The 5,216-nt window shown below is 44.8% G+C and carries 3 protein-coding genes; all 3 read left to right on the plus strand.

The window, feature by feature from the left end:
* The first annotated feature begins 36 nt into the window (after nucleotides 1-36).
* The gene (locus tag A3735_RS17530; protein ID WP_068512564.1) at nucleotides 37-1,314 is read left to right on the plus strand and encodes an LSM domain-containing protein; all 1,278 of its coding nucleotides are present in this window, start codon (nucleotides 37-39) and stop codon (nucleotides 1,312-1,314) included.
* 30 nt (nucleotides 1,315-1,344) lie between these two features.
* Entirely contained in the window at nucleotides 1,345-2,667 is a 1,323-nt protein-coding gene (gene argA, locus A3735_RS17535; RefSeq protein WP_197485923.1) for an amino-acid N-acetyltransferase, read from the plus strand.
* A 48-nt stretch (nucleotides 2,668-2,715) separates the two neighbouring features.
* Nucleotides 2,716-5,216, plus strand: a 2,501-nt coding sequence (locus A3735_RS17540; RefSeq protein WP_156499738.1) for a DUF1631 family protein, incomplete at its 3' end; no start/stop codon positions are given.

The following is a 5,216-nucleotide window of genomic DNA, read 5'->3' on the forward strand; positions in this document are numbered from 1 at the left end:
TATACGAAGTTGGATAAGTTACTTGGAACATAAGAAATGATTAAGAAGTTAGGGGCTTTATTGATTCTTGGGCTGCTCCTTGTAGCAGGCATCAAGGCCTATGCCACGTACTCTGCGATGCAGTTTATAGAAAGTTTTAAACAAGAGCATAGTAAAAGCCTTTCGTTAAGCTATTCCTGGCTATCGGTTGACTTTGAAGGGAATATCCATTTTGAGGGACTTGTTTTAACGCCTTTTAGTTTGAAGCGTCCGATTAATATAGACAAACTTACGCTCGGTTTAGGCAATGCATCTTCAATGATGACAGCCTTGCCTAGCTTAAAAGTAGGCAAATTGACTGCTCCGATTTCAATGAGCTACTCTGGCTTGCGAATGCCTTTTAAGGGGCGCGGTCTTGATGAATGGATGGCTCTGTTTATTGGCGATAAGGTGTTGGTTCCAATGAGCTTGTTTGCTTGCGGAGATCGTTCATCTCTGGATTTCTCAGCTTTAAAAGCCATGGGGATAGAAGAGCTATCGGCTTCGGGTCGCATCTATTATGAGCAAGCCCGCGGCAAAGATATGATTACGCTGTCGATAGACATCGATAAGATCGGAAAGTTAGAGTTGGCCCTAAGTCTGGATTTGGAAGAGCTTAATACCGTAATTGAAACGGGAAATGTGTCAGCAATAAATATTCATAACCTAGAAATGAGTCATTTAGATGCGGGCTATGCTCGTCGTATGGTGAACTTATGCACGGAAGAGAGTGGCTTAGAGCCTGAGGCCTATGCAAAACATGCTTCTCAAGCTTGGCGAATAGGTATGGCGGGGATAGGAATGCTGGCAAATGAGGCTGTCGAAGATTTATATCGTGATAAATTGTTGCAAGGCGGTGTCTTGAAGTTAAAAGTTGAACCTCCTGTGCCGATAAGGTTGGGAGAGTTAGAACGACTTTATGATCAGGAACTAGTGTCTAGTCTAGGAATAAGTGCAAATATCAACGGCAAAATGAGTCAATCGTTGCAGCTGTTTTTAGATGGCAGTTATTATCGGCCTGAGCCAGTGCTTGAAGAGAAACCTAAAAAACCAGAGAGCAGCGGTCAGGCGACAGTGGTGTTGAGTAATTTACGCTATCAGCCAACTGATATTATGGTTTTATCCGAATTCGTCGACCGTAAAGTAAGAATTGAACTCAAGGATGGCAAAACCTACCAGGGCTTGTTGAAATCTGCTGACGAACAAAAAATTGAAGTGACGCTTATTTTTGGCGGTGGGACTGCAGATTACTTTTTTGCTAATGAGAAAATAGAACTCGTCGAAGTTTGGCGCTAATACGCTGCCAACTCAGGTATTCATAAATAGATGACTGAAATGAAAGAGTGGGTGAGCTGGTTTAGAAATGCTTCCCCCTATATAAATGCTCACCGTAATCAGGTTTTTGTGCTCGCCCTAAGCGGAGAAGCGCTAGCAAACCATAATCTGGCGAATATTATCAATGATATTAGTTTGCTAAATAGCTTGGGTATTCGCTTGGCTATTGTTTTTGGGGCTCGTCCGCAAATAGATGAGGAGCTTGCCGACCGGGGGATACGTTCAAAATTTCACTTGGGCCTTCGTGTAACGGAAGAAAGAATGATGCCTGCGGTGCTTAAAGCCTACGGAAGACTTCGTTCGGAGCTCGAGGCTCGCCTCTCTATGGGGGTTGTGAATTCGCCAATGCACGGGGCTAAAATTCGAGTAGTCAGTGGCAATTTTGTTATGGCAAAGCCTCATGGTGTGAGTCGAGGTGTCGATATGGGCCATACGGGGCATGTCAGGAAGATTGAAGTCGAGGCTATTACCCAGAGCTTAGAGTCAAGCTCAATCGTTTTGATTCCTGCAACTGGGTACTCTATGAGTGGTGATATTTTCAATTTAAGCTACGAAGAGCTCGCAGGGGACTTAGCGGTAAGGCTACAAGCAGATAAGCTGATATTTCTAGGTAGTGAAAGCCCTATTTCGACAGAAAAAGGCACAGCAGTAAAGCAGCTGACGGCTGAAGAGGCCTTGTCTCTTGTCGACACAAAACGTGCTGGTACTGAGCTAATTGACGCGGGTACTCCCTTGAATTTGCTATATTCCGCTGCGATAGCTTGCCAGGCTGGTGTGACTAGAGCTCACTTGCTTGGTTATGCTCATGATGGTGCTTTGCTTGAAGAGTTATTTACCCGAGATGGTCATGGCACAATGGTTAGTGTCGAAGTCTTTGACCAAATAAGGCCAGCGAGACTGGAAGATACGAACGGTATTTTGAACCTGATTCGTCCTCTTGAAGAGCAAGGCTATTTGGTTAGACGCTCACGAGAGCTACTTGAGACGGAATTAGATTATTTTCTGGTTGAGGCTCGTGACAACGCGATCATAGCTTGTGTTGGTTTATATCCTTTTACTGAAGACAAGGCCGGTGAACTCTCGTGTTTCGCGGTCGATCCGGATTATCGACAAAAAGGCNGTGGAGATCGTTTGTTAGAAGCTGTAACAGATAGAGCAAGGTCTCTAGGCTTATCCCGTTTATTTGTGTTAACAACTAAGACTGAACAATGGTTTAAAGAACGGGGCTTCGGCTTGAGTTCTTCAGAGCACTTGCCTGGCGGGAAAAACTATAACTCTAGCCGCAATGCAAAAGTATTGATGAAACAGATTTAGACTATTCATGGACCATATTAATCGAACTCAACAACAGCGGATTACGCAATGAACAAGAGTCAGGAACGTCGCTCAAGTATTCGTCGACCGATTCATCATGAGGCAATACTGCACTTAGGTAAAACCCACCATGTTCCTTGTGTGATTGCAGACTATTGCCCTGACGGTATGTTTCTCAAATTTGATCGTGAGTATATCGACTTTTTGGCCATACTTAGAAAAGAAGATTTACTGGACCTTTCTTTTAAGGACTTGCGTGGTAAAGAGTTTCACATCGGTGCGCATCTCGCACATATGATGACAGGAGCTTTTGGTATTCGCTTTACTGAGCGTAAACCTCAAGCTATCCGTGCTTTGGTTGCTATGAACCAGGGTGCACGTTCGGCACCAAGCGAAGAGAGCAAAAAGATTGTTGAGGAGTGTATAGAAAGGATTCATAGCACGACACTTCCCTTAATGACAGACCTTTGGCCAGTTTTAATTGAGGAAATAAAGCAAGCTTCAATACAGGCCCAAAGTGACCAAAAAGCCAATGAGCTAATGGCCGCTGCTGAGAAAGTAGAGAAGAGTCAGCGTGAACTGCAAGCTGGTTTTTCAATTGGAGTGCAAGATCCTTTAGGGGCATATCAAGAGCATCTGGATATGTCTACAAAAATGAGCGATACCCTATCGCTTGTCGATAAAGGTGACTTTGAAGACTGGTTGACTTCAAGGGTCTTGATTACCAAATGTGAAACTCAATATCGTGCCGAATTATTACCTCTTAAAGTCCGTTTGGATGCGGTAGGAATTGGTGATAAAAACCATCACCAAAGTGTTTTTGGCCCAGCATTGTTGGTGAGTGCTTTTCATGCCGCCGTTATACCTCTGCGCTTGGGTGGGACACTAGAGAAACTGGTTTTCAAGGTGTTTGAAAAGCAGGTAATGACGTCGCTTGATAGTTTGTATTTAGGTTTAAACCAGATTTTGGTTAACCATAATATTCTACCGAATATGGATCTGGCTAAGGCAGTCAAGTCACGTGCAGAAGCTAAACCTAAGCGATCAAAACCAGAGCCCTCTCAGGAGAAAAGACCGCAAGAGCAAGAAAATTCAGCTCAGGGTGGTTCTGCAGGTGGGCCTGGTGTGGCGGGAAGGCCAGGCTATGTGCCGGAAGCGTCCCCTATGGCAGCCAGTTTAGAAAGCCAAGCAAGTTTAGCTACCTCCGCTGAAACTCAACAAAACCAAGATGCCTTGGGAGCGCCAAGTGCCCCGTTAGAAGAGCAGCGTTCTTCCTTTATCGAATCTCTTGGTGGTGGAACCGGGCAAGCTGATACTCAAAGCGCTGCATTAACAGCGCCGCCTTTTCAGTCCGCAAGCTCTCCTTCAGGTGCGGCTCCAGGTCTAGGAACACTATCCGGTCAAGCAAATCAAATGGGTGGCGATAGTCCATTCCAACAAAATCAGGCAGAAGTGCAAAGTGCGCTAAATAATGTTGTGGGTTTGATGCGATCTTTGCGGAAAAAATCAGCTGAACAGAGTCAGCGCTTAGGTGAGGCCAGCGCTCCACTAGAGAATTACTCGCAAGGAGAGTTCACCGAAGGCCTTGCTGAGCTTCAAGGTGCTAGTGATGCTGACAAGCTGGAAGAACGCCCTAGCTTGATGTCCCGAGTAGAGGAGAGCTTCAAACAGCAGGGAACTGAAAAAGCACTCGATGAGCAACAGAAGGTTGCTATCGATGTCGTAGATCGCTTTTTTTACAGTATGCGGAATAACCCCCGTATTAGTTCTGAAGCAAAACAGCACCTACTTAAACTTGAAGTACCAGTACTGAAAGTGCTACTGAAAGATGAGCGTTTCTTTGAAGATCATAATAGCTCCGTCAGAGCTGTTATGAACCGTATTGCTCAGCTTGGCGCAAAAGGTGCTACCTTGAACCCTGCAAGCCGGCGAAAGGTGTCAGAATTAGTAGAGCAGATTGTTGAGCAGTTTGAACAAGATACTGAAATATTCGATAGCGTCCTGGCAGAATTGGACCAATTGATCGAGAAGCAAAACAAGCTATATGTTAAGAATGTAGAGCGAGTGGCAGCCGCTGCTGATGGTGTGCATAAGGTTGATGAGGCCAAGGTTGCGGTTGCAACAGCACTTAATCAACGTTTTGCTGGAAAGCAGGTTCCATCAGCCGTTAGTGTGTTGGTTGAAAATGGCTGGAAGGAACTGCTGAACCTCACCCATATAAAATATGGTGAAGATAGTGAGCAGTGGCATACTTATTTATCGGTTCTTGATCGTCTAATTGCTTTTGGAGACAATCCTGAAATCCCCGTTGATGCTAAGAAAATTATTCCTGTTATTCAAGAAGGTCTGAAACAGGTATCGGGAACGAATGAAGCGTCTGGCACTGTAAGAGAGTCGTTAAAGCATCTTATTCAAAATGCGCCACGTGGTTGCCATAATATGGTGCAAGCTAAGTTACAAGACCTGCCAGAGACTGAAGATGACTTGGTGCAACGAAACCTTACTAAGTCTCAAGAGCTCAAAACCTGGATTCTAAAAGCAAAATCTAT

The sequence above is a fragment of the Oleiphilus sp. HI0061 genome, assembly GCF_001635675.1.